Below are 4,049 nucleotides of genomic sequence, written 5' to 3' on the forward strand. Positions count from 1 at the left end.
AGCCGCTGGCGTCGGGTTCGAGCACGTCGCCGGGATGCAGCGCGCGTTCGGCGGCGGTCGCGATGAGCTCGCCCGCGATCTCGCGGATCCGCTCCTTCATCTTCGACTTGCGACGCTGCCAGCCTTCGCCGCCGAGCTTGTCGAGCGATGCGCCTTCCTCCGACGAGCCGTAGCGCGAGAGGACGTCGATATTCTCGACCGGAACGTAGAGCTTGTCGCCGCCGGCATAGCTCAGCGCGACGCAGTCATGCGGGCTCTGGCCGACGGGGATCGAGGTCAGCCCCTCGTAGCGGCCAATGCCGTGTTCGGTATGGACGACCAAGTCGCCGGGCGTCAGCGTCGCTAGTTCGGCGAGGAACGCGTCAGCCGATTTCTTGCGCTTCTTGCGGTGGACGAGGCGGTCGCCGAGCATGTCCTGCTCGGTGAGTACGGCGACGCCGGGCGCGGTGAAGCCGTGGTCGAGCGGGAGGACGACCAGCGCGACGCCGAAGCTTTTCGCGGTATCCGAGACGCCGAGCGCCTCCTGCCAGGTTTCGGCCTGCTTGCCGCCCTTCATCCCGTGATCGACAAGCAGGCTCCCCAGACGTTCGCGCGCGCCGATCGAGTAGCTGGCGAGGATCGGCTTGCGACCCTGCTTGCGCAGTTTCTCGACATGATCGGCGACGGCTTCGTAGATGTTCGCCTGTGCGGCGCGTTCGGGGCCGAAATCGCGCGGGCCGTCGACGTCGAAGTCGAGCACGGTGGCGCTGGTCGGTTCGTGGAAGGGCGTGACGACATGCGCGGTGGCGGCGTCGAGCGCGACGGACCAGTGCGGCGCGTCGAGATAGAGCGCGGTTGCCCCCAGCGGGCGATAGCTGCCGGGCTGCGCGGCTTCGGCGCGCCGGCGGTTCGCGTAATAATCGGTGATCGATTCGAACCGGCTCTCCGCCGCGGCGCCGACCCCGCTGTCGCGGACCACGACGTCGTCACCGCCGAGATGGTCGAACAGCGTCGCCATCTTGTCCTCGAACAGCGGCAGCCAATGCTCCATCCCGGCGATGCGGCGGCCGTCCGAGATCGCCTGATACATCGGGTCGCCCGTCGCGGTCGCGCCGAACGCGTCGCGGTAGCGCGTGCGGAAGCGCTTGATCGATTCCTCGTCGAGCAGGGCTTCGGAGGCGGGGAGCAGGACGAAGCCGTCGATCCGGCCGGTGGTACGCTGGTCGGCGGCGTCGAAGGTGCGGACGCTCTCGATCTCGTCGCCGAAGAAGTCGAGGCGCAGCGCGTGATCCTCGCCCGACGGATAGAGATCGACGATCCCGCCGCGCACCGCATATTCGCCCTGGTCGTGAACGGTGTCGGTGCGGACATAGCCGTTCGCCTGGAGCAGCGTGGCGAGCGTGTCGCGGCCGATCCGTTCGCCGGGCGCGAGCCGGGCGACGAGCTGGCGGACGCGGAACGGGGTCAGGACGCGCTGGGTCGCCGCGTTGACCGTGGTGAGCAGGAGTTGTGGGCCCTTGGGTTTGGCCTGCAGGCGGTGTAGCGCGGCGACCCGCTCGGCCATGATCCGCAGCGTCGGCGAGGCGCGGTCATAGGGAAGGCAATCCCAGGCGGGAAAGCTCAGCACTTCGAGATCGGGCGCGAAATAGGCCGCGGTCGAGGCGATCGCGCGCATCGCCGCATCATCGGGGGCGATGAACACCGCGCGCGTCTTCGCGGCGCGGGCGAGGTCGGCAAGCAGCGACGGCTGGAACCCTGATGGCACGCCCGACAGCGTCAGCGGGGTCGTCGCGGAGAGGATCGTGTTCAGATCTGGCATATTCGCTTCTCGTTCCCCGGCGAAGGCCGGGGCCCAGTTGGGAAGGCAATCGTAAATCAGGTTTCGACGTCAATCATCGACGTCCCCCAACTGGGCCCCGGCCTTCGCCGGGGAACAGTGTCTCGGCGTTACTTTACGACCGTGACGTAATTGATGTCGCGCATCGCCTGCATCATCGGGCCGTCCCATTCGGGCGGGCAGGGAATCGAGCCGATCGCCCAGCCCATGATGTCGACGTCCTGCTGTTCGAGCAGCGCCTCGAACCAGTCGAGCTGCTCGGGCGTCCAGCTGCGGCCATAGGTTTCGAAGAAGCCGCCGATCATCATGTCGGCTTCGCGCGTGCCGCGGTGCGAGCTGCGGAAGCCGAGGCGCTTGAGGCGGGTTTCGTGGTCCATCATATCTCCAACGCCGATTGACCGGCGACCCGCTGGCGGCGGGCGTCGGCTGGGCTATAGGGGGCAGATAGTCATGCGACCCGAAATCCTCAATCCGCTGTTCGCCGAAACCCTCGTCCTGAAAGGGGTGGGGCCTGCGCTCGCCAAGCCGCTCGACCGGCTCGGGCTCGCGCGTGTCGTCGACGTCGCCTTCCATCTGCCGACCGGCTATGTCGATCGGGTGCCCCGCACCGAGCTGATGTCGAGCGATGCCGGGCGGATCATCGTCATCACGCTGACCGCGCGCGAGTATCGCGTCAGCGCGGGGCGTGGCCCGACGCGCGTGCAGGCGACCGACGAGCATGGCAACTATGTCAGCCTCGTCTTCTTCGGCGGCAGTTCGGGCTGGGCGAAGAAGCTGCTGCCGATCGGCGAGGCCAGGCGCGTGTCGGGACGGCTCGACGAATATGGCCAGGAACTGCAGATCGTTCACCCGGACATCGTCGAGCAGGACGAGGAGTTGCGCGAGCGCGAGCCGATCTATCCGCTGTCGGAGGGGCTGACCTCGCGGCGGCTGGCGGCGCTGACGACGCAGGCGGTCGCGCGGGCGCCCGATCTGGCCGAGTGGATCGAGCCCGGGCTGAAGGCGAAACGCGAATGGCCGGGCTGGCACGAATCGCTGGCGCGGATCCACGCCGACCCGTCGGATGCCAAGGCGCGCGAGCGGCTGGCCTATGACGAGGTGTTCGCCAACCAGCTCGCGATGACGCTCGTGCGTGCCGATACGCGGAAACGACGCGGGCGTGCGCTCCACGGCGACGGGCGGCTGCGGGGCATGCTAAAGCTGCCCTATACGCTGACCGGCGCGCAATCGCGGACAGTGGGGGAGATCGAGGGCGACCTCGCGCAGACCGCGCCGATGCTGCGGCTGCTGCAGGGCGATGTCGGCTCGGGCAAGACGCTGGTTGCGGCGATGGCGATGCTGATCGCGGTCGAGGCGGGGGCGCAGGCGGCGATGCTCGCGCCGACCGAGATCCTCGCGCGCCAGCATTACGAGACGCTGCGCAAGACGCTCGCGGGCCTTCCGATCGAGGTCGGCGTGCTGACTGGGCGCGACAAGGGGCGCGTGCGCGAGGCGACGCTGATGGCGCTGGCGAGCGGCGAGATCGATATCCTCGTCGGCACGCACGCGATCTTCCAGGATGCGGTCGCCTATAAGGACCTTGCGCTGGTGGTGGTCGACGAGCAGCATCGGTTCGGCGTCGCGCAACGGATGACGCTCCAGGCCAAGGGGATCGCGCCGCCGCATCTGCTGGCGATGACCGCGACGCCGATCCCGCGCACGCTGACGCTGGCGCAATATGGCGAAATGGACGTCAGCCGGCTCGACGAGATGCCGCCGGGCCGCCAGCCGATCGAGACACGGGTGATTTCGGAGGATCGGCTTGACGACGTGGTCAATGCGCTCGGCCGGCATCTCGCCGACGGCGGGCAGGCCTATTGGGTGTGCCCGCTGGTCGAGGAGAGCGAGAAGAGCGACCTCGCGGCCGCGGAGATGCGCGCTGAGACGCTGCGTGCGCGGTTCGGCGACAAGGTGGCGCTCGTCCATGGCCGGATGAAGCCCGCCGAGAAGGACGCGGTGATGGCCGAGTTCTCCGCCGCGCGCACCGCGGTGCTGGTTGCGACGACGGTGATCGAGGTCGGCGTCGACGTGCCCAATGCTACGTTGATCGTGATCGAGCATGCCGACCGGTTTGGTCTCGCGCAGCTGCATCAGTTGCGTGGGCGGGTCGGGCGCTCGAAGACGCGCGCCTATGCCTATCTGGTCACCCCGCCCGAGCGGCAGATGACGGTGACCGCCGAGAAGCGGCTGAAAG

General features: G+C 68.4%; 3 protein-coding genes. 1 reads left to right on the forward strand and 2 read right to left on the reverse strand.

Annotated features, from left to right (window positions below; all coding sequences use genetic code 11):
- Both sphst_RS14235 and sphst_RS14240 read right to left on the reverse strand, forming a co-directional pair.
- Positions 1-1,798, reverse strand: a 1,798-nt coding sequence (locus sphst_RS14235; RefSeq protein ID WP_325049491.1) for a CarD family transcriptional regulator, incomplete at its 3' end; no start/stop codon positions are given.
- A 128-nt stretch (positions 1,799-1,926) separates the two neighbouring features.
- On the reverse strand, positions 1,927-2,193 hold the full coding sequence (locus tag sphst_RS14240) for an FAD assembly factor SdhE (protein ID WP_031395519.1): 267 nt from the start codon (positions 2,191-2,193) through the stop codon (positions 1,927-1,929).
- A gap of 73 nt (positions 2,194-2,266) precedes the next feature.
- On the opposite strand from sphst_RS14240, the gene sphst_RS14245 reads away from it, so the two are divergent.
- Positions 2,267-4,049, forward strand: a 1,783-nt coding sequence (locus tag sphst_RS14245; RefSeq protein WP_234387666.1) for an ATP-dependent DNA helicase RecG, incomplete at its 3' end; no start/stop codon positions are given.

This window comes from Sphingomonas sp. STIS6.2 (assembly GCF_000732685.2).
In the GTDB taxonomy this organism is placed as follows: Bacteria; Pseudomonadota; Alphaproteobacteria; order Sphingomonadales; family Sphingomonadaceae; genus Sphingomonas; species Sphingomonas aerolata.